The sequence below is a fragment of the Ensifer sp. 22521 genome, from assembly GCF_052044795.1.
Classification (GTDB): Bacteria; Pseudomonadota; Alphaproteobacteria; order Rhizobiales; family Rhizobiaceae; genus Ensifer.
This window is the reverse complement of sequence record NZ_JBQENM010000001.1, coordinates 149,858-169,076: the sequence shown is the minus strand read 5'-3', so window position 1 is coordinate 169,076 and position 19,219 is coordinate 149,858. Positions and strand designations below refer to the sequence as shown.

At 64.3% G+C, this 19,219-nt stretch carries 17 protein-coding genes; 3 read left to right on the top strand and 14 right to left on the bottom strand.

Annotated elements, in window-relative coordinates; genetic code table 11:
* The first annotated feature begins 47 nt into the window (after nt 1-47).
* Nucleotides 48-281: a DUF2093 domain-containing protein gene (locus ACTJKE_RS00775; RefSeq protein WP_058320434.1), complete on the top strand. Its 234-nt coding sequence runs from the start codon at nt 48-50 to the stop codon at nt 279-281.
* A 35-nt stretch (nt 282-316) separates the two neighbouring features.
* Here ACTJKE_RS00775 and lpxK read toward each other — a convergent pair whose 3' ends face one another.
* The 6 genes from lpxK to ACTJKE_RS00745 all read right to left on the bottom strand — a co-directional run bounded on the left by lpxK (nt 317) and on the right by ACTJKE_RS00745 (nt 6,344).
* Nucleotides 317-1,357, bottom strand: coding sequence for a tetraacyldisaccharide 4'-kinase (lpxK, locus tag ACTJKE_RS00770; protein ID WP_058320435.1), 1,041 nt, complete (start codon nt 1,355-1,357; stop codon nt 317-319).
* A 311-nt stretch (nt 1,358-1,668) separates the two neighbouring features.
* The gene (locus ACTJKE_RS00765) at nt 1,669-2,373 is read right to left on the bottom strand and encodes an HAD family hydrolase (protein ID WP_057250856.1); all 705 of its coding nucleotides are present in this window, start codon (nt 2,371-2,373) and stop codon (nt 1,669-1,671) included.
* Between the two features lie 25 nt (nt 2,374-2,398).
* A complete protein-coding gene (gene waaA / locus ACTJKE_RS00760; RefSeq protein ID WP_440659878.1) occupies nt 2,399-3,712 on the bottom strand; it encodes a lipid IV(A) 3-deoxy-D-manno-octulosonic acid transferase in 1,314 nt (437 codons plus the stop codon).
* A 91-nt stretch (nt 3,713-3,803) separates the two neighbouring features.
* A complete protein-coding gene (locus tag ACTJKE_RS00755) occupies nt 3,804-4,040 on the bottom strand; it encodes a DUF4170 domain-containing protein (RefSeq protein WP_057250859.1) in 237 nt (78 codons plus the stop codon).
* A 59-nt stretch (nt 4,041-4,099) separates the two neighbouring features.
* The gene (locus tag ACTJKE_RS00750; protein WP_058320437.1) at nt 4,100-4,915 is read right to left on the bottom strand and encodes a 3'(2'),5'-bisphosphate nucleotidase CysQ; all 816 of its coding nucleotides are present in this window, start codon (nt 4,913-4,915) and stop codon (nt 4,100-4,102) included.
* Nucleotides 4,916-4,997: 82 nt separating this feature from the next.
* Nucleotides 4,998-6,344: a TldD/PmbA family protein gene (locus ACTJKE_RS00745; RefSeq protein WP_058320535.1), complete on the bottom strand. Its 1,347-nt coding sequence runs from the start codon at nt 6,342-6,344 to the stop codon at nt 4,998-5,000.
* Between the two features lie 146 nt (nt 6,345-6,490).
* Here ACTJKE_RS00745 and ACTJKE_RS00740 point away from each other — a divergent pair, with 146 nt between their 5' ends.
* Nucleotides 6,491-8,326 (top strand): monovalent cation:proton antiporter-2 (CPA2) family protein, encoded by a 1,836-nt coding sequence (locus ACTJKE_RS00740; protein ID WP_058325442.1) that lies wholly within the window; start codon nt 6,491-6,493, stop codon nt 8,324-8,326.
* Between the two features lie 36 nt (nt 8,327-8,362).
* Here the strand turns inward: ACTJKE_RS00740 and ACTJKE_RS00735 are convergent, their stop codons facing one another.
* The 3 genes from ACTJKE_RS00735 to ACTJKE_RS00725 all read right to left on the bottom strand — a co-directional run bounded on the left by ACTJKE_RS00735 (nt 8,363) and on the right by ACTJKE_RS00725 (nt 12,162).
* The gene (locus tag ACTJKE_RS00735; protein ID WP_057250862.1) at nt 8,363-9,244 is read right to left on the bottom strand and encodes a patatin-like phospholipase family protein; all 882 of its coding nucleotides are present in this window, start codon (nt 9,242-9,244) and stop codon (nt 8,363-8,365) included.
* Between the two features lie 146 nt (nt 9,245-9,390).
* Entirely contained in the window at nt 9,391-9,951 is a 561-nt protein-coding gene (rsmD, locus tag ACTJKE_RS00730) for a 16S rRNA (guanine(966)-N(2))-methyltransferase RsmD (protein ID WP_440691038.1), read from the bottom strand.
* 6 nt (nt 9,952-9,957) lie between these two features.
* Complete coding sequence (locus tag ACTJKE_RS00725) at nt 9,958-12,162, bottom strand: pseudouridine synthase (protein WP_440691036.1); 2,205 nt, start codon at nt 12,160-12,162, stop codon at nt 9,958-9,960.
* A gap of 73 nt (nt 12,163-12,235) precedes the next feature.
* On the opposite strand from ACTJKE_RS00725, the gene ACTJKE_RS00720 reads away from it, so the two are divergent.
* Nucleotides 12,236-12,685, top strand: coding sequence for a nucleoside deaminase (locus tag ACTJKE_RS00720; protein WP_057250867.1), 450 nt, complete (start codon nt 12,236-12,238; stop codon nt 12,683-12,685).
* Between the two features lie 51 nt (nt 12,686-12,736).
* Here the strand turns inward: ACTJKE_RS00720 and ACTJKE_RS00715 are convergent, their stop codons facing one another.
* The 5 genes from ACTJKE_RS00715 to ACTJKE_RS00695 all read right to left on the bottom strand — a co-directional run bounded on the left by ACTJKE_RS00715 (nt 12,737) and on the right by ACTJKE_RS00695 (nt 18,981).
* Complete coding sequence (locus tag ACTJKE_RS00715; RefSeq protein WP_057250869.1) at nt 12,737-13,216, bottom strand: GNAT family N-acetyltransferase; 480 nt, start codon at nt 13,214-13,216, stop codon at nt 12,737-12,739.
* Between the two features lie 14 nt (nt 13,217-13,230).
* The gene (locus ACTJKE_RS00710; protein WP_057250871.1) at nt 13,231-13,851 is read right to left on the bottom strand and encodes a hypothetical protein; all 621 of its coding nucleotides are present in this window, start codon (nt 13,849-13,851) and stop codon (nt 13,231-13,233) included.
* A gap of 127 nt (nt 13,852-13,978) precedes the next feature.
* Nucleotides 13,979-16,888 (bottom strand): isoleucine--tRNA ligase, encoded by a 2,910-nt coding sequence (gene ileS, locus ACTJKE_RS00705; protein ID WP_058325606.1) that lies wholly within the window; start codon nt 16,886-16,888, stop codon nt 13,979-13,981.
* A gap of 244 nt (nt 16,889-17,132) precedes the next feature.
* The gene (locus ACTJKE_RS00700; RefSeq protein ID WP_058325440.1) at nt 17,133-18,119 is read right to left on the bottom strand and encodes a bifunctional riboflavin kinase/FAD synthetase; all 987 of its coding nucleotides are present in this window, start codon (nt 18,117-18,119) and stop codon (nt 17,133-17,135) included.
* A 13-nt stretch (nt 18,120-18,132) separates the two neighbouring features.
* On the bottom strand, nt 18,133-18,981 hold the full coding sequence (locus ACTJKE_RS00695; protein WP_057250874.1) for a TIGR01459 family HAD-type hydrolase: 849 nt from the start codon (nt 18,979-18,981) through the stop codon (nt 18,133-18,135).
* Between the last annotated feature and the right edge of the window lie 238 nt (nt 18,982-19,219).

The window sequence follows — 19,219 nt, the reverse complement described above, 5'->3', positions numbered from 1 at the left end:
CGAGCTAGACCAGAGAACAGACCACAGAGACGCAATAGGCAACGAACATGATGAACCGGTTTGAAGGAAGCGCGTCGCGCGAGGCGAAAATCCGTTATCTCGACGGCGACTTTCAGATCATTCTCGCCGGCTCGCATGTGATCTGCGCGATGACCGGCAAGACCATTCCCGTCGACGAGCTGCGCTACTGGAGCGTCGCCCGGCAGGAAGCCTATGTCGATGCGGACGCCTCGCTCGAGGCGGAAAAGCGCGCCGGCGCGCTGCCGAACCAGCGCCGCTGAGGCTCAGCCCGGCTTCTCCCACCACCGATAAGTGATTACTTGCCCGCGCCTTCGCGCAGCTTTCGCGCGCGCGCGGCAGCAAGTGCCGTCTCGATAATCTTCTTGGGCGCCATAGGGTCGTCGAAGCGCACGTCGATCTCGATCACCCGGCTGGCCGCGGCCAGCTCGGCTGCGCGGCCATGACCGGGCTCGAGCCGCACCATGTCCTTGGCGGTCGTGACAAGCGTGCAGCCCAAGGCCGCCGCTCGATCGAGCAGGTCGGCGATCTCGTCGTCGGAGAAATGGTGATGATCCGGAAAGCTGCGAGTTTCCTCGACGATGGCGCCGGTCTCGCGCACCGTGCGATAGAATTTCTCCGGATCGGCGATACCGGCCCAGGCAAGGACCTTGACGCCTTTCAGCGACCCGTCGTCGAGCCTCACCACATCGGCCTCGTAGATCTGCTTTCCGGCGCGGGCTGCGCGGCGGATCAGGGCATCGGCCTCCGTGCCGCCGCCGATCTTCAGCAATGCCGTGGCGTGCCGAAGTTGATTGGGCAGCGGCGCCCGCACCGGGCCTGCCGGCACCAGATAGCCGTTGCCGATGCCGCGGCGCGAGTCGATCACCAAAAGCGCAAAGTCGAAGGCCAGACGCGCGCTCTGGAAGCCGTCGTCCATGATGATGATATCGACACCTTCCTTCACCAAGCGGCGAGCGCCATCGACACGGCGGCGGCAGACGACGGTCAACGCCTCACGCGCCAGAAGCAGGGGCTCGTCGCCGACATCGCGCGCACGGTGATGCTCCGGATCGACGACGGTCGTCACGTCGAGCGAGCCGCCATAGCCGCGGCTCAGGAACCCGGGTTTCAACCCTTTCTGACGGATGACGCGGGCAAGCGCGATCGCGGTCGGCGTCTTGCCGGCGCCGCCGACGGTGAAGTTGCCGATGCAGATGACCGGAACCGGAACCGAGGCTCGATGGGCTCGGTCCATGCGCAGGCCGGCAATCCGGCCATATACCCATGAAAACGGCCACAACGCGCGCGCACGCCAATCCGCCTTTGTCCACCAGAATGGTGGCGCTTCCGATACCATCTTCGTTCCGTGCCCCAGCCGGTGTCGTCCATCCGCTCCGGGAGGACATATGTCGTTCTTGCCGCCGGAAGCCGGCGGATCGCCCAAAAAACGTCAGAATGTGAAAAAACGCAAGCTATGGATACGATTGCAGCGACCTGGGCCGGCGGCCGCGCGGCAGAATGGCCTGCCGACAGACAAGTGCTTCACGCTTTTCCCGGATTTGCGACTAGAGCGTCCCGCTTTCAAGCGGAATCACGTGAAAGCGGAAAGATGCTCTAGAAACAAAGTGCTAGAGCGTCCTTAGTGCGTTCATCTGAACACACGGCGCTCTAGAGGACAGCCTCAAGTTCGGTGATGTCGGCAAGGCAATGGTCCGAAGCCGCCGCGAGCGACTGGCGCGAACCGGTCCCGGTCAGCACCGCGACCGTCATGCCGACGCCGGCACTGCGGCCCATGTGCATGTCGTGATTGTTGTCGCCGACGACGACGACCTGATGCGGCTCCAAGCCTGTTGCGGCACAAAAGCCGAGCACCATGCCAGGCTCCGGCTTGACGCCGTAGCCGCTGTCATAACCCGCTACATAATGCAGGTAACCATCGAAACCGAAGCGTTTGGCGGTCTCGCGGATCGATTTTTCGTTGTCGCTGGAGGCGACCCCAAGCCGATAGCCCTTGGCATGCAGACCGGCGAAGAATGTGCCAAGATCGGTGACCGGGACGGCATATTCCGCCGAGCGCGCGAACAGGCTGTCGAACAGGGTGGTGAGATCCGCCACGGTAAAGGGCGCGCCCGCCCCCACGAAACCGGTCGCGATCTCAACCGTGTTGCCCGCCGCAAGCAGGCTGTCAGGCAGTACATGGCCGGTGTCGGCGTCCATGCCGCCCGCTTTCAGCAATACGCGGGCCAATGCCTCATCACCCTTGGCCGCAAGCCGTGCCAGCTCATAGTTCACCGGCACCCAGCTCTTTGCGTAGTCGAGCAGGGTTCCGTCCTTGTCGAACAGGATGCCGGCTATGGCCTTGGGTGCGGTCATGATGAGGGATCGTCTCCTGTTTGTGTCAGCTTTCGGTCGGGGGATTGAGACGCGCCTTGACGATGAGCGGATTGATATAGGGCTCGAGCCCCTTCATCGTCGCCGACAGAGCGCCGCGCATCTCTTGCACGGTTTCGAGGCCGGCATCGATCATCGAGCGACGCATGTCGTCGTTGGCGAGCAGATAGTTGACGCCCTTCGCCAGCATCTCGACGTCGCGCACGATCTTGGCGCTGCCGTTCTTTGCAAGCGTCTGATAAGTCTCGCGAAAATTTTGCACATTGCCGCCGGACAGGATAGCGCAGCCGAGCATCGCCGGCTCCAGCGGGTTCTGGCCGCCTTCGGCAAAGAGCGAGCGGCCGACAAAGGCGACTTCGGTCAGGCGCAGATAGAGGCCCATTTCACCGATGGTGTCGCCGAGGAAGACATCGACATCCGGCGTCAGCGGATCACGCCGCGTGCGGCGCGCGACCTTCAGGCCCTTGGCCGTCAGCGCCGCCTCGATCGCATCGCCGCGCTCGGGATGGCGCGGCACGATGATCGTCAGGAGGCCGGTCCGTTCCTTCAGCGCGCGGTGCACGACGCCGGCCGCGTTTTCCTCGCCGTCGAAGGTCGAGATCGCCGCCCAGGTCTTCCGCGTGCCGATCTGCTGCTCATACTCCTTCAGCGCCAGCGGATCATGCGGCGGCGCATCAGTGTCGACCTTCAGATTGCCGGAGACCATGACCGGCAGCGCGCCGAGCGTGCGGAAGCGCTCCGCATCGACGTCGGACTGCGCGATGACCAGCGCCAGGTTTTCAAAAAGCGCGTCGGCAAGCGCCGGCCGCCGCTTCCACCGGGCGAAGGTGCGATCGGACAGACGGCCGTTCACCAGAACCTGCGGAATATGGCGCCGGCCGAGCTCCAGGATGGTCATCGGCCAGATTTCGGACTCGGCGATGATCGCGAGATCCGGCTCCCAATAGTTCAGAAACCGGCTGACCGCCGGCTTGAAATCGAGCGGGACATACTGGTGGATGACGCCTGTTCCCAGGCGCTGGGCAACGACACGTGCCGAGGTCATCGTACCCGTCGTCAGCACGACATTGATGCCGCGCCTGCGGATTTCCTTGATCAATGGGATGACCGCATTGGTCTCGCCGACACTGGCGGCGTGAAACCAGACGAGCGGGCCTTGCGGCCGTGGTGCGCTCGCATGGCCGTAGCGCTCGCGACGGCGAGCCGGATCCTCCTTGCCCTTCGCCGCGCGAATGGCAAGGTAGGACCAAACCAGGGGATAGATGGCCGAGCCGATCCAGCGATAGCTGGAGAGCGCCAGGCGCGCGCGAAAGCTGCTCATGACGAGACACCTTCCCCAGCCGTCTCAGCGGCGAGAAACTTAGGGGCGACTGGCATGCGGGTTTGCGCCGCGCATCCCGACCTCATCGGCATCAGCCGTTTTCCGGGTCGAGCAGACGATGCATGTGGACGATGAAATAGCGCATGTGAGCGTTGTCGACGGTCATCTGCGCCTTGGATTTCCAGGCAACGAGAGCGCTATCGTAGTCCGGGTAGATGCCGACGATATCGAGCTTGTCCAGATCGCGGAAGTGGACGTCCGTCAGCGTGGTGAGTTCACCGCCAAAGACGAGGTGCAGACGTTGTTTCTTCTCGGATTCGTGAGCCATCGGAATTCCATTTTTCTTTTTGGGTATGGGCGTTGATTTGAGGCATTCGGCCCCAAAGGTCAATGGGGCTCCATCGACCGCGATGCGGCGATCAGGCCTGGCAAGAGCGGCTTTGCCGCTGCGCAGAGAACGCCGTGAACGACGCTGGAGCGATTGTAGGACAAGGGCTGCTCGTCGAGATCGACGAGCGCGCCACCGGCCCGGGCGAGAATGAGATCGGCCGCAGCCAGATCCCAATCATGGGAATTCTTCTTCACCAGCGTACCGTCGATCCGCCCGTCGGCAACCATGGCCAGCCGATAGGCAAGCGACGGAACATGCGGCACGCGCGTGACGGTGTTGCGATAGACGGCCGGAAGCTTGCCGACCGTATCTTCGGCGGCCGCCAGATGCAGCATTTCCCCGGCCTTTGCCTCTCGCACCGAGATCGCCGTGCCGTTCTTCAGCGCGCTACCGCCGGCGACCGCCTCGAAGAGTTCGTCAAGCGCCGGAGCATAGAGGACGCCGGCGACGGGCTGCCCCCGGTGGACGACGGCAACACTGACGCACCAGAGTTCCTTGCCGGCGATGAAGGCACGCGTGCCGTCGATCGGATCGACGACGAAGACCGTTTCGCGGGTCAGGCGGCTGGAGTCGTCGTCGGTCTCTTCCGACAGCCAGCCGTAGTGGGGCCGCGCCGCAAGCAGCCGCGTCTTCAGCACATCGTTTGCCGCCAGATCCGCTTCGCTGACCGGCGAGCGGCCCTCGTTCTTCCAGCGGACGTCGGGCGATTTGCGAAAATAACCGAGCGCCGTTTCCCCGGCGACGACCGCGGCGGCGCGGATCAACTCGAGATCCGGCTTCCAGTCCGCGCCCGATGGTGCTGTGTCAAACATTCAAAACCCCGTCAGCCCGCCTCTCCTATAGCACGAGAGCCGGATCGGCGCGGGTCCCCGCGCCGGTTTGTCTTCGGCCTGTTTAGAGACCAGCGAGCGTCATGCCCTCGATGGCAAGCGTCGGTGCGGCAACGCCGAACTTGCGATCGATGTCGTCTGCCGGCGTCAATGCCATGAACATGTCCTTGAGATTGGACGCGATCGTCACCTCGGAGACGGCAAAGGTGAGTTCGCCGTTCTCGATCCAGAAGCCGGAGGCGCCGCGGCTGTATTCGCCGGTCACCATGTTGACGCCCTGGCCGATCAGTTCGGTCACGTAGAAGCCGTTGCCGACACCGCGGATCAGATCCTCACGCGAGATCGAACCCGGCTCGAGCGCCAGATTGGTCGAGGCCGGGTTGACCGTCGGGCCGCCGCGCACACCGCGGCCGTTGGTCTCCAGACCGAGTTCGGCCGCTGCCGAGGTCGACAGGAACCAATGGTTCAGCACACCGTCCTCGACCATCACGAGCTTTTCGCCGCTGACACCTTCGCCGTCGAAGGGACGCGAAGAAGAGCCGCGCACGATCAGCGGGTCGTCGGTCACAGAAAGACCCGCCTTCATCACCTGCTTGCCCATCCGGTCACGCAGGAAGCTCGTCTTGCGGGCGACGGCCGCACCGTTGATCGCGCCCGCCAGATGGCCGACGAAGCCGCGCGCCATGCGCGGATCGAAGACGACGGTGACGTTCTTGGCCGTCGGCACCTGGCGCGGATTGAGGCGCGCGACCGCACGTTCGCCCGCAAGGCGGCCGATCTCCTCGGCCGGCCGGAGATCACCGACATAGAGGCGGCTGTCGAAATCGTAGTCGCGCTCCATCTTCGTGCCTTCGCCGGCAATCGCGCTGACGGAGCAACCGAAACGGGTCGCCATGTAGGAGCCGGAGAAACCGTGCGAGGTAACGAGAACCAGACCGCCCATGCCGGCCGAAGCGCCGGCACCGCTGGAGTTGGTGACGCCTGAGACCGCAAGTGCTGCCTCTTCGGCAGCCAATGCCGCTTCCGTCAACGAATCCGTGGAAACGGCGGTGGGGTCGAAGAGGTCGAGGTCGGGATAGGAGCTTGCCAGCCGGTCCGCATCGGCGAGCGAGGCAAAGGGATCCTCCGGCGAAGCCTTGGCCATGGCGACGGCGCGTTCGGCGAGCAGCTTCAGATCAAAGCCCGGATTGGCCGAAACGCTGGCGACGCGTCGCCCGACGAATACTCGCAGCGAGAAATCGTCGCTTTCGGAGGCTTCCGTCGCTTCGACCTTGCCGAGGCGCACGGAGACGGAACGGGAGCGCCCGCGTACCACCACCGCATCCGCCGCATCGGCGCCGGCCTTGCGGGCGAGGTCCACGAGTTCGGAGGCGCGTTTTTCGAGGTCGGCAGAATCGATCGTGTCTGACATGATGTAGCCTTTCATTCCTGCCCCATTTATTGTGCAGTGACGCAGGCATCAAGGGCATCGGCCTGATTCCCGCCCATACACCGCAAATGACCGCTCTCGAAAGCTCCCTCATCGGGGCCGGGTGCCCAATAGTGAAAGCCGCAGGCATGGCAACGACACCGATCATCTATTCTCAGGCGCTGATGCTGCTCGGCGGCGCAGTGGTCGCCGCACCAATCTTCAAGCGGCTCGGCCTCGGCACTATCCTCGGCTATCTCTGCGCCGGCGTACTCATCGGTCCGGTCGCCCAAAGCATCACCGATGGCGAGCAGATCCTGCATGTCTCGGAGCTCGGCGTCGTGTTCCTGCTGTTCATCATCGGCCTCGAATTGAAACCGTCACGTCTCTGGCAGATGCGGCGCGATATCTTCGGCCTCGGCACGGCGCAAGTCGTGCTGACCGGCATCGTGCTCTCTTCGATGATCTATGCCCTCGGGCTTCTCGGCCAGGGCGGCAGCATCATCGCCGGCTTCGGCCTGGCCCTGTCGTCGACCGCCTTTGCCATGCAGATCCTCGACGAGGGCAACGACCGCAACACCCGCTACGGGCAGCGATCCTTCTCCATTCTCCTGCTGCAGGATCTCGCGATCGTGCCTCTGCTGGCGCTGATCCCGCTTATGGCGGCGCAAGCGCCTGAGGATACGACACCGCCGCTCGAGGATTTTGCGATCGCCACCACAGCGATCGTCGTGCTCTTTGCTGCCGGGCGCTACCTCGTGAACCCCCTGTTCCAGATCATCGGCCGCACGGGCGCCCGCGACGTCATGATCGCAGCGGCCCTGCTCGTCGTCATGGGCGCGGCGACCATGATGCAGCTTGCCGGCCTCTCCATGGCGATGGGTGCCTTCCTCGCGGGCGTGCTCTTGGCGGAATCCTCCTATCGCCATGAACTCGAAGCGGACATCGAACCGTTCCGCGGTATCCTGCAGGCGCTGTTCTTCATGGCCGTCGGCCTGTCGCTGGAACTCGGCGTCATCGTCGAGCGCTACCAGCTGATCATCATCGCCGTGCCGCTCTTGATGGCGTTGAAGAGCCTGGTGCTCTACTGGCTCTGCCGGCTCACCGGATCCCATCACAACGACGCAGTGCGCATCAGCCTGCTGCTACCGCAGGGCGGCGAGTTCGGTTTCGTGCTGTTCACCGCGGCGGCAACCGCTGGCGTCTTCTCGGATGGCGACGCCTCGCTGCTGGTCGCGATCGTGACGCTGTCGATGGCGCTGACGCCGCTTGCCTCCATGCTGGCCGCAAAGCTGATGCGCGAACAGGACGAGATGGACGAGGAGATCGAGGAAGATTTCGACGGCGCCAATGCCGACGTGCTGATGATCGGCTTTTCCCGCTTCGGCCAGATCGCCGCGCAGATCCTGCTCGCCGGCGGCCGCGACGTGACGATCATCGACCATTCGGCAGCGCGCGTGCGCCAGGCCGCGACCTTCGGTTTCCGCATCTATTTCGGCGACGGCAATCGTCTCGACGTGCTGCGCGCCGCCGGCATCGAACGGGCCAAGATCGTCGCCGTCTGCACCCAGAAGAAGGAAACGACCGACCACATCATCGATCTCGTGCAGTCGGAGTATCCAAATGCACGCATCTACGCCCGCTCCTACGACCGCCTGCATACGCTGGAACTGCGCGCCAAAGGCGTCGACTACGAATTGCGCGAGACTTTCGAGTCCGGCCTGCTCTTTGGTCGCAAGACACTGGAGGCTTTGGGGGTCGGCGACGACGAGGCAATCGCCATCATGGACGACATCCGCAAGCGCGACGAGGCCCGGCTCGTGCTGCAGGAGGCCGAAGGCATCACAGCCGGTCGCGACATGCTGCATTCGCGTCCCGTCAGGCCGGAGCCGCTGGTCAAGCCGAAGCGCGAGGTCGATCACTCCCAGGAGACGGGCGAACGGATCCTGCCGGGGCTTCCTGCCGACGAGCGCGAGAGCGCGTAGTCTCGCTCAGGCGAACCGCCCCTCAGTCGTCGGCGTTCACTTGAGCGTCGGCGCCCGCATCCGCTCGTCGAGCGCCCGTTTCAGCTGGTCCTTGATGGCGACGGTTCCGTTCAGCACGTCCTGGGCCCGCAGAAAATCCATCACCCGGTAGCGGCCGACATCGGGGCGCAGCAGGATATCCGGTGCCCCTTCCTTGAGCTTCATCGCGATGATCGACTGCATCATCAACTGGCTCGCACCGAACAGGCTGTCGATGCGGCTCGGGATCGTCTTGCCGTCGCCGTCAGGACCACCGACGACGTCGACGGCGATGACGATGTCCGCCAGGCCGCGCAGATGATCGAAGGGGATAGGGTTGTAGATGCCGCCGTCGATCATCACGCGCCCGCCGATCTTCACCGGGATGAAGATCGCCGGCAGGGCAGCGGAGGCAGCCAGCGCCTGCCACAGGTCACCCTTTTCGCAGATATGTTCTGTCTGGCCGTAATAGTCGGTAGCGACCACCTTGAGCGGAATGCCTAGATCCGAGAACTTCGGCGGAATGGCCTCGGGCAGAAAAGCCCTGAGAACGCGCTCGACATTGAATTGCCCGAAACGAAAACCGTTCGCCATGGCTTCGGAAAGGCTCGACGGCCGCAATTGCCAGAGCCGATTGAGGACCTCGCGGCGATGGCCGATGGTCGAGAGCGTGTGGCCCCTGATCTCTTCGCCGCGCATGCCGGCCGCCATGCCGGCACCCATGATTGCGCCTATCGAAGAGCCGGCGATCGCCACCGGGCGAATGCCGAGCTCGTCCAGGGCCTCGATGACGTGAATATGCGCAAGCCCGCGCGCGCCGCCGCCGCCAAGCGCCAGGGCCACCGTCGGTTGGCTCGTCACCTGCGTCGGCGCCTTCGTCATCGAAAGATCCTGCTTCATCGGCATGTCCTCCGCTTCTGCATGATTCCCTAAAGCGGAATCATTTTAAGGACAAATTATGCAGAAGGTCGCCGTAAGGCGCGGGATAAGGAAACGTGTATGGTCGGCGTCAGCCTATCTTCGCAAAGAAATCGAAAATATGACGGTCAGGCACCGCGGAAGCGGTAGAAATGCATGCGTGTATCGCCGAAGGCTCTGACATCGAGCCGCTCGAACACGGCCGTCGGCGCGGGCTGAACGTCCGCCCGCTCTTCGAGGATCACCAGTGCATCGGGGACGAGCCAATTGCCGGCGGCGGCAGATTCCAGCGCCTTCTCGCCGAGACCCTTCGCGTAGGGCGGATCGGCGAAAACCAGATGAAACGGCTCCATCGTGCCGACGCCGCCGAGGCTGGTGGCGTCACGGCGGAAGACCTTGGCTCGGCCCTGGAGGCCGAGCGTTTCGATGTTCGTCTGCAGAAGTCCCCTGCCCTCGACGCCCTGCTCGACGAAGAGTGCCTGCCGGCACCCGCGTGAGAGAGCCTCGAAGCCAACGGCGCCGGTGCCCGCAAAAAGGTCGAGCACACGGGCGCCGTCGAGCGCCTCCGGATAGGAATGGCTCAGGATGTTGAACAGGCTTTCGCGCGTCCGGTCCGTGGTCGGACGGATATCGTTGGACTTGGGGGTCGCAAGGCTGCGCCCCCGAAACTCTCCACCGACGATACGCACCGCCGCTTAGTTTCCTCTGCCGCGCGGCTTGCCGCCGCCGGCCGGGCGTCCGCCACCACCGGAGCGTCCAGCGCCGCCGGGGCGCCCACCGCCGGGTTTGCCGCCGCCGGGGCGCCCACCGCCGGGTTTGCCGCCGCCGGGCTTGCCACCGCGCGGACCGCCAGTGCGTTCGCCAAAGGACTTTCCACCGGACGGCTTGCCCCCGAAGGACTTGCCGCGGGGTTTATCCCCGAACGGACGGTCCCCGCCTTCACGGCGCGGCGGACGATCGCCCTCGGCGCGTGGGGCTCTTGGCTTGTCGGAATAGCTGCGCGGGCCGCCGTCGGCGCGGGCAGGCCGATCACCGAACGGTCGGTCTCCACCTTCGCGGCGTGGCGGACGATCGCCCTCGGCACGCGGGGTCCTCGGCTTGTCGGAATAGCTGCGTGGACCACCCTCGGAGCGGGCAGGTCGATCACCACGCGGGCGGTCGCCACCTTCGCGGCGGGCAGGCCGGTCGCCATCGGCGCGCGGGAACCGCGGCTTGTCGGAGAAGCTGCGCGGCCCGCCTTCAGAACGAGCAGGACGGTCGCCGCCTTCACGGCGCGCAGGACGGTCACCGTGATCGCGCGACCTGCGGTCTCCCGCGTCGCCCGCCTTGCGCCGACCGAAGCCGCCATCCCGGCCCTCGTCCTTGCCGCGACGGGCAGGCTCGCTGGCGCTGATCCATTCGCCCTCTTCGTCGCGACGCTTGACCGGCGCGGCCGCAGCGGGACGATCGAAGTCCCTGTGCGAGCCGCCCTTGCGGTCCGGGTCGAACTTGCCGGATGTCTTCGTCGCAAAGCCATCCTTGCTGCGACCGTAGCGCTTGGTCTTCGGCGCGCCTTCCGGACGCTCGCGACGGGCGGGCTTCTCCGTGGCGTCGCCTTCAGCGGATTTCGGCTTCTTTTCGGCCAGCGGACGGGCGCCCGGCGCCATCCAGACATTGGCGGTGCGGGCGCGCTGCGCCGGCGCGCGCTTCGGCCGGTCCTCAAACTTGGCGTCACGGTCGTCGCGGGAGCCGCCCTTGCCACGAGGACCGTCCTTGCGGCCGCCGTCACGGCGATCGTCGCGACGCGTGTCGAGCCGGGCCAGAGCACGCTCGCGCTTGTCCTCCGGCTTTTCCCAGCGGTTGGCACGTTCAGGCCGGCGCGTATCGGCGGTATCATCCTCCGGCGCGTCGCCGGCTACGGTCGCTGCCTGATCGTTGTAAAGCGGTGCGTCGAAGTTTGCCTTGGCATCCTCGATCAGGCGCGGCCCGAGCTGATCGCGGAGCGTCCGGCCACGGATTTCCTGGACATGTCCCTCCGGCAGTTCGCCGAGCTGGAAGGGTCCATAGGAAATGCGGATGAGGCGGTTGACGTCGAGACCGAGCGCGCCGAGCACGTTCTTGATCTCGCGGTTCTTGCCTTCGCGCAGCCCCATGGTGATCCAGACGTTCGAGCCCTGCACCCGGTCCAGCGTCGCCTCGATCGCGCCATAGAGCACGCCGTCGACGGCGATGCCGTCCTTCAGCCGGTCGAGCGCTTCCTGATCGATCTCGCCGTGGGCGCGAACGCGGTAGCGGCGCAGCCAGCCGGTCGACGGTAGTTCGAGCACACGGGCAAGACCACCATCGTTGGTCAAAAGCAGCAGGCCCTCGGTGTTGATGTCGAGGCGGCCGATCGACAGAACGCGCGGCAGTTCGTCGGGCAGGTTTTCGAATACGGTTGGGCGGCCTTCCGGATCGGCATTGGTGGTCACTAGGCCGGCCGGCTTGTGGTAGAGCCAGAGGCGCGTGCGCTCGATGCCGCGGATCGGCTGACCATCGACCTCGATCGCATCGGCAAGCGTCGCGTTGACGACCGGCGTATCGAGAATGACGCCGTTGAGCTTGATGCGGCCTTCCATGATCATGCGCTCGACGTCGCGGCGCGAGGCGACGCCGGCGCGCGCCAGGATCTTGGAGATGCGCTGCGGTTCGTCGACACCCGGAGCAGCCGCGTTCGGGCGCTCCCTGGCCGGACGCGAAGCGCCGGTCTTTGGTCCGAAGGACTTGGGGCCGTCAGCCTTCGGTCCGGAGGTCTTGGCGCCAAATGTCTTCGGGCCTGCAACCTTTTTCGGTGCTCCAGCCTTCTTGTCGGCGAAATGCGGTTTCTTGTCCCGGCCGGCGGACTTGCCGCCAGGCCGTGTGGGCTTGTCTTTGGATGTCATTTGTGTTGCCTGCCTTTTGCGGCTGTCCTATCAGGTCGCGGCCCGTGGGTTAAGAGAAATTATTGTTTGAGCGATGGCTGAGACGACACACTTCATGGATGTGGCCCTTGAGGAGGCCAGGAAGGCGGCAGAACGCGGCGAAGTGCCGATCGGCGCCGTGGTCGTTTTCGATGGCCAGATCGTCTCCCGCGCCGGCAATCGCACCCGTGAACTCAACGACGTGACTGCACATGCGGAGATTGTCGCCATCCGCGAGGCTGCTGCCGTCCTCAAGGACGAAAGGCTGACGGGCGCCGATCTCTACGTCACCCTCGAACCCTGCACCATGTGCGCCGCGGCGATTTCGTTCGCCCGCATCCGCCGCCTCTACTACGGCGCGGACGATCCGAAGGGCGGCGCGGTCGACAGCGGCGTGCGCTTCTTCGGTTCTCCCACCTGCCATCACGTGCCGGACGTTTATTCGGGCCTCGCCGAGCGCGAGGCTGCCGACCTTCTCAGGAATTTCTTCGCCGGCAAGCGGTGAAACCAATCCCGACTCTGAACGCGAGCCCGTTTCAGATTTTCTGAGGTCGCCTCAGTCGGCCGCGAAGCTTTCGAGGGCCGCGCCGGAGAGACGGTAGCGCGTCCATTCGGACATCGGCTCGGCACCGACCGCCTCGTAGACCCGTATCGCCGGCTCGTTCCAGTCGAGCACGCTCCATTCGAAGCGGCCGCAGCCTTCCTTGACGGCAATTTTCGCCAGATGCTTCAGCAGCATCTTGCCAGCGCCGGAGCCACGGCAATCCGGCGTAACGTAAAGGTCCTCAAGGTAGAGACCCTTGCGTGCCTGCCAGGTCGAATAGTTGTAGAACCACATGGCGAAGCCTGCGGGCTTGCCGTCCTTCTCGCAGATCACGGCGCGGGTAATGGAACCCGGACCAAAGAGCGAGGCCTGCAACATCTCGACCGTCGCCTCGACTGCGTCGGGCTCCTTCTCGTAGATGGCAAGTTCGGTGATGAAGCGCAGAATGGTCTGCGCGTCTTCCGGGCGAGCGTCGCGAATGCTGATCGTCATGGCTTATGCGCTGCTTAGAAAGGCCAATACCACTTGGAGCCGGAATTCTTGATCTGCGCCTCCTTCTTGCGGCGGCGCTCCTTGTCCTTCTCCGGCTCGCCGAGTTCGGTCTCGGTACCCTCCGGCAGGCGGCGGTAATCAAGCGGCGGATCGCTGAGGAAGCGTCGCTTGTCGGAATAGGCGCCCATCTCGATCTTACGGCCTGCGCGATAAGCTTCCTGCTGCTCCTTGGCCGAGAGCCGGCGGCCGTTGGCGCTAGCCTTGGCAAGCGGGGAAACGTAGTTCGGGTTGTTCTTGTTCGCGTCGGCCTCTTCGCGCAGACGGTTGCGAACCTCTTCCGGAGACTCGACCCATTCCGGGTTAGCCTCACGGCTGGCAAGCGACTTCTGCGGCTCGACGAGAGCAGTCTGCTGCGCCGACGGCGGCAGAACGAGGCCGGGGCGCGGCTGATACTTGACCGGATCACGCTTCGGCGGGCCGAAGCTGGCGACGCTGCCGAGGTCGTCCATGAGCTGTTCGCCGGCGGTCTTGTCCGTGCCATAGGTCGGGCCGCCGATGCAGCCCGAAAGCACCAGGCCGCTCGTCAAAATGGCGGCCACGCTGGCAAACACTCGCAACTCTCGCGTCATTTCCATGAGATTCCTTCCAGCCGGCCACCGGTCAGCGCGGCCACTCAAGCGCCCATGGCGGAGAAATCCGCCAAATTTCGGGCAGGTTTTACCGGATGAACGCAACGAGTGCAATTCATCCGGTAACAATGCGTTAAGCCTTGAAACCAAGTTCGCGCAAGGCAGCGGCGTCACGGGCCGACACGTCGGGGTAGATCGGGTCGGAACCGACATCGGTCGTGATCCGCCAGGAGCGGGCGCATTTCTGGCCTTCGGCAAGCTTCGGCACGACGCTCACCTTGGCCACGTCGGCAAGGCGGAACGCCTCCGCAGGGCCTTCCGCAGCTTCGATCACGATGCCCGAAGTGATGCAGATCTCCGCGAAGTCCTGGCCTTCCAGCGCCTTCAAAAGTTCCGGATCGGCGACATGGACGACCGGAGCCGCTTCCAGCGACGAGCCGATGCGCTTGTCCTTGCGCTCGATCTCGAGCGCACCGGTGACAACGGTGCGGACCGTGCGGATCTTGTCCCACTTGGCTTCGAGCGCATCGTTCTTCCATTCCGCCGGGATCGCCGGGAACTGTTCGAGATGCACCGAAACCGCATCGGGCTTCCGCGACAGCCAGGCTTCTTCCGTGGTGAACGGCAGCATCGGCGCCAGCCACAGGACGAGGCAATCGAAGAGCTTGCGGATGACGGCAAGCGCCGAACGGCGGCGCAGGCTCGACGGGGCGTCGCAGTAGAGCGCGTCCTTGCGCACGTCGAAATAGAAAGCCGAGAGCTCGACGTTCGAGAAATCGATCAGCGCACGGGCGATCTTCTTAAAGTCGAAGGCATCGTAGCCTTCGCGCACAAGCTGATCGAGTTCCGCCAGCCGATGCAGCATCAGCTTTTCGAGTTCCGGCATGTCGGCATAGGCGATCTCTTCACCCTTGTCGTGGGCAAGCGTGCCGAGCATCCAGCGGATCGTGTTGCGCAGCTTGCGATAGGCGTCGATGTTGGTCTGGATGATCGTCTTGCCGAGACGCTGATCCTCCCAATAGTCCGTCGTCATCACCCACAGGCGCAGGATGTCGGCGCCGGCGTCCTTCATCACCTCCTGCGGGGTGACGGTATTGCCCTTGGACTTCGACATCTTCTCGCCCTTCTCATCCATGGTGAAGCCATGGGTGACAACGGCGTTGTAGGGCGCGCGGCCGCGCGTCGCGCAGGCCTCGAGCAGCGAGGAATGGAACCAGCCGCGATGCTGGTCCGAACCTTCGAGATAGACGTCGGCCGGCCACTTCAGGTCCGGACGGTCTTCGAGCGTAAAGGTGTGGGTCGAACCGGAATCGAACCAGACGTCGAGGATGTCCATGACCTGGTGCCACTTTTCGTGGTCGTGGTCGTTTCCGAGGAAGCGATCCTTGGCACCTTCGGCAAACCAGGCGTCCGCACCTTCCTGCTCGAAAGCGTCGAGGATGCGGGCGTTGACGGCCTCGTCGATCAGGATCTCACCCTGGTCGTCGGCAAAGATCGCGATCGGCACGCCCCAGGCGCGCTGACGCGAGAGCACCCAGTCCGGGCGTCCCTCGATCATCGCGCGCAGGCGGTTCTGGCCGGCGCCGGGAACGAAGCGGGTGTCGTCGATCGCCGAAAGCGCACGCGAACGCAGCGTCGATCCGTCGCCGAACGCCTTGTCCATATAGACGAACCATTGCGGTGTGTTGCGGAAGATCACCGGCTTCTTGGAACGCCAGGAATGCGGATAGGAATGCTTCAGGCGGCCGCGGGCAAAGAGCGCATGACGGGCGATCAGCGCCTTGATGACGCGATCGTTGGCGTCGCCCTTCTTGCCCTTGTCGTCGATGACGCGGCCGGCGCCACCTTCGGCATCGGGACCGAAGCCATGGGCGTCGGCAGTGAAGTAGCCGGCATCGTCGACCGTGAACGGGATCGCCGAGGAGATACCGCGGGCTTCGAGCGCGCGGGCGCTGTCCATCCAGGCATCAAAGTCCTCGCGACCGTGGCCGGGGGCGGTGTGCACGAAGCCCGTACCGGCGTCGTCGGTCACATGGTCGCCGTCGAGTAGCGGCACCTTGAAGGCGTAGCCGCCGCCGAGACCATGCAGCGGATGGGCGCAGGTGACCGACGACAGCTCGTCGGCTTCGAGGTCGCGAACGAAGTTGAAGGTGAGCTTGGCCTTGGCTGCGGATTCGTCCGCAAGGCGCTTGGCGAAGATCAGCTTCTCGCCCGGCTGCGGACCGAAGTCGTTCTCGGCGGTCGCCACTTCGTAGAGACCATAGGCATAACGCGACGAGAAGGCGATGGCGCGGTTGCCCGGGATGGTCCAGGGCGTGGTCGTCCAGATTACGACAAAGCTGCCGGCAAGGCTGTCCGGACCTTCGGTGACCGGGAACTTCACCCAGATCATGTCGCTTTCGACATCGGCATATTCGACTTCGGCTTCGGCAAGCGCGGTGCGCTCGACGACCGACCACATGACCGGCTTGGAGCCGCGGTAGAGCTGGCCGAGCTTGGCGATCTTCATCAATTCGCCGGCGATGCGGGCTTCCGCATGGAAGTTCATCGTCGTGTAGGGATTGTCGAAGTCGCCCTCGATGCCGAGGCGCTTGAACTCCTCGGCCTGGACCTGGATCCAGCCGGAGGCGAAATCACGGCATTCCTTGCGGAATTCGTTGACAGGGACCTCGTCCTTGTTCTGGCCCTTCTCGCGGTACTTCTCCTCGATCTTCCACTCGATCGGCAGACCGTGGCAGTCCCAGCCGGGCACATAGTTGGCGTCAAAGCCGCGCATCTGGAACGAGCGGTTGATGACGTCCTTGAGGATCTTGTTCAGCGCGTGGCCGATGTGGATGTTGCCGTTGGCATAGGGCGGGCCGTCATGCAGCACGAACTTGTCGCGGCCGGCGGCCGATGCGCGCAGCTTCTTGTAGAGGCCCATCTGCTGCCAGCGGGCCACCGTTTCCGGCTCCTTCTGCGGCAGGCCGGCGCGCATCGGGAATTCCGTCTGCGGCAGATAGAGGGTCGAGGAGTAGTCGATCTTTTCAGCGGTGTCGGTCATGGTCTTTGCAATCGCTTCTTCGCGCGAGGGGCCGCGCATACGAAATGGGCTCGGTATCGAGAGATGACTGGGGCGTCGGAAACGCCGAAATCCCGGACCTTCCGGCTGACTAAAGCGCGCGGAAGGCCGGGCCAATAATTCGCTGATCGATGATCAATCGACGGTGCCGGGTCATGGTGGCCGGTTGTTTAAGGCGTTTTCGGGCTTTTGAAAAGGTCCGCCGCCACAGCAACGCCGAAATCTTTTATCGGGCGAAGTTGAGCTTGCGGTCGATGTCGCCGAGCGGCTGCACACCGGAGAGCAACGCCCGCGCCTCTGCCTCGTCCTGGCGGATCTGCGCCACCAGCGGATCGAGCCCGTCGAATTTCAGCTCGTCGCGCAGGTGGCCGAAGAAGGTGACCGCACAGATCTCGCCGTAGAGATTGCCCGAAAAGTCGAAGACGAAGGTTTCGAGCAAGGGCTCACCGTCGCTATCGACTGTCGGGCGGCGCCCGAAGCTCGCGACGCCGTCGTAGAGCGAGCCGTCGGCCCGACGGAAACGCACGGCGTATATGCCAGGCCTCAGTTCCACCTCGGGCGCAAGCCGCATATTGGCGGTGGGAAAGCCGAGTTCGCGGCCGAGCTTCTTGCCGCCGATCACTTCCGCCTCGACCAGATAGCGATAGCCGAGCATGCCGGCAGCTTGCGAGACATCACCTTCGCCAAGCAGCGAGCGCACGTAACTGGACGAGATGACCGATGCGTTTTCGTCGCGGAAGGCATCGACGAGCGTCACGCCAAATCCGTTATCGCCGCCGGCCGCCATCAGGAAGGCGGGGCCGCCCTCGCGCCCCTTGCCGAAGTGAAAATCGAAACCGGTGACGACATGCGAGGCGTGCAGCCATTCGAGCAGGATACGGTGGATAAAATCCGATGCGGAAAGCTGCGAGAAGGTGCGGTCGAACGGATACTCGATGACGGCGCCGAAACCCATGCCTTCGAGAATGCGCGCCTTCAGCGGTGCCGGCGTCAGTCGGAAGACCGGGGTTTCCGGACGGAACACGGTTCTCGGATGCGGCTCGAAGGTCAGCACGAGCGCCGGCACACCGCGCGCATTGGCCTCCTCCAGCGCCCGATTGAGCACCGACTGGTGACCACGGTGCACGCCGTCGAAGTTACCGATCGCGACGACGCCGCCGCGCAGATGCTGCGGAAGCGGATCACGGGTCTCGTTGCGATGAAAAACCGTCATCTCCGTCTTCCCGTCAGGCGAGCCGCGGCATCCAATATTTCGGCGACGCGCCTTCCTTCTTCAGGAAGGCGGCGAGCTTCGCCTCGTCGGTGCGGCTTTCGTTCATGTATTCCTGGGCGTGGATACCGGCACTGATATAGAGCAGATCGAAGCCGGCATCCTGGGCACCCTTGACGTCCGTCGGCATGCCGTCGCCAACGGCGATGACACGCGACAGGTCAAGCGCGCCACGAACGGCCTTCGCCTCCGTCAGCGCCGCACGGTAGATGGCGATATAGGGCTTGCCGGCAATGCGCGCCTCGCCACCGAGCTCTTCATAGAGCTTGGCGATTGCGCCGGCACAGGGGATCAGCCTGTGGCCGCGCTCGACCACCAGATCCGGATTGGCACAGATGAACGGGATCTTGCGCTTGGCAAGCCCCGTCAGTGTCGCGCGGTAATGCTCCGGCGTTTCGGTTTCGTCGTCATAGAAGCCGGCACAAACGACCGTCTCAGCATCTTCCGACGAAACGATCTGCGTTCCCAGGCCTTCGAGCAGCGGCAGGTCGCGCTCGGCACCGATGAAGAAGATCTTTTTGGCGGCGGCGGCGATCAGCGCGCGGGTCACATCGCCCGAGGTCACGATCCGGTCGTAGGCTTCGTCCGGCACGCCGAGACCGCGGATCTGGATCTTCACACCCGGATGCGGACGCGGCGAGTTGGTGATCAGCACCACAGTCAGGCCGGCGGCACGCGCCTCGGCCAACGCCTCGCAAGCGGAGGCAAAGGCCTGCACGCCGTTATGAAGAACGCCCCAGACATCGCACAGCACCACGTCGTAGCGCGCAGCGATTTCCCGAAAACTGTTGATCCTTGCGGCCATTCTGGCTTCCTGCAAACACGGTTTCCGGCTTGCATGGCAAGGAAGGCAGGAGATTACAAGTCTCGGCGCCCGAAAAAGGCGCCCCCTCCCAAGGATTCCGGCGGTGTCGGGCGTCAAAGAAAAGTGCATTGCCGATGCCGCCCGCTTCGCCAAAGCACTTTGTAGCGGTTATCAACCGTCAAAATCCCGCCAATGCCATTCGTCGACGCGATCGCCTACATTTCGCCAAGAATGGGGC

Excerpts from the sequence above, each read along its gene's own strand:
- waaA (WP_440659878.1), bottom strand. The coding sequence starts at position 3,712 with ATGAGCAGCTTTCGCGCGCGCCTGGCGCTCTCCAGCTATCGCTGGATC.
- ACTJKE_RS00740 (WP_058325442.1), top strand. The coding sequence starts at position 6,491 with ATGGCAACGACACCGATCATCTATTCTCAGGCGCTGATGCTGCTCGGC.
- ACTJKE_RS00765 (WP_057250856.1), bottom strand. The coding sequence starts at position 2,373 with ATGACCGCACCCAAGGCCATAGCCGGCATCCTGTTCGACAAGGACGGA.
- ileS (WP_058325606.1), bottom strand. The coding sequence starts at position 16,888 with ATGACCGACACCGCTGAAAAGATCGACTACTCCTCGACCCTCTATCTG.
- ACTJKE_RS00755 (WP_057250859.1), bottom strand. The coding sequence starts at position 4,040 with ATGGCTCACGAATCCGAGAAGAAACAACGTCTGCACCTCGTCTTTGGC.
- ACTJKE_RS00745 (WP_058320535.1), bottom strand. The coding sequence starts at position 6,344 with ATGTCAGACACGATCGATTCTGCCGACCTCGAAAAACGCGCCTCCGAA.
- ACTJKE_RS00725 (WP_440691036.1), bottom strand. The coding sequence starts at position 12,162 with ATGACATCCAAAGACAAGCCCACACGGCCTGGCGGCAAGTCCGCCGGC.
- ACTJKE_RS00700 (WP_058325440.1), bottom strand. The coding sequence starts at position 18,119 with ATGACGGTTTTTCATCGCAACGAGACCCGTGATCCGCTTCCGCAGCAT.
- lpxK (WP_058320435.1), bottom strand. The coding sequence starts at position 1,357 with ATGGTATCGGAAGCGCCACCATTCTGGTGGACAAAGGCGGATTGGCGT.
- ACTJKE_RS00715 (WP_057250869.1), bottom strand. The coding sequence starts at position 13,216 with ATGACGATCAGCATTCGCGACGCTCGCCCGGAAGACGCGCAGACCATT.
- ACTJKE_RS00775 (WP_058320434.1), top strand. The coding sequence starts at position 48 with ATGATGAACCGGTTTGAAGGAAGCGCGTCGCGCGAGGCGAAAATCCGT.
- ACTJKE_RS00720 (WP_057250867.1), top strand. The coding sequence starts at position 12,236 with ATGGCTGAGACGACACACTTCATGGATGTGGCCCTTGAGGAGGCCAGG.
- ACTJKE_RS00735 (WP_057250862.1), bottom strand. The coding sequence starts at position 9,244 with ATGAAGCAGGATCTTTCGATGACGAAGGCGCCGACGCAGGTGACGAGC.
- ACTJKE_RS00710 (WP_057250871.1), bottom strand. The coding sequence starts at position 13,851 with ATGGAAATGACGCGAGAGTTGCGAGTGTTTGCCAGCGTGGCCGCCATT.
- ACTJKE_RS00750 (WP_058320437.1), bottom strand. The coding sequence starts at position 4,915 with ATGTTTGACACAGCACCATCGGGCGCGGACTGGAAGCCGGATCTCGAG.
- ACTJKE_RS00695 (WP_057250874.1), bottom strand. The coding sequence starts at position 18,981 with ATGGCCGCAAGGATCAACAGTTTTCGGGAAATCGCTGCGCGCTACGAC.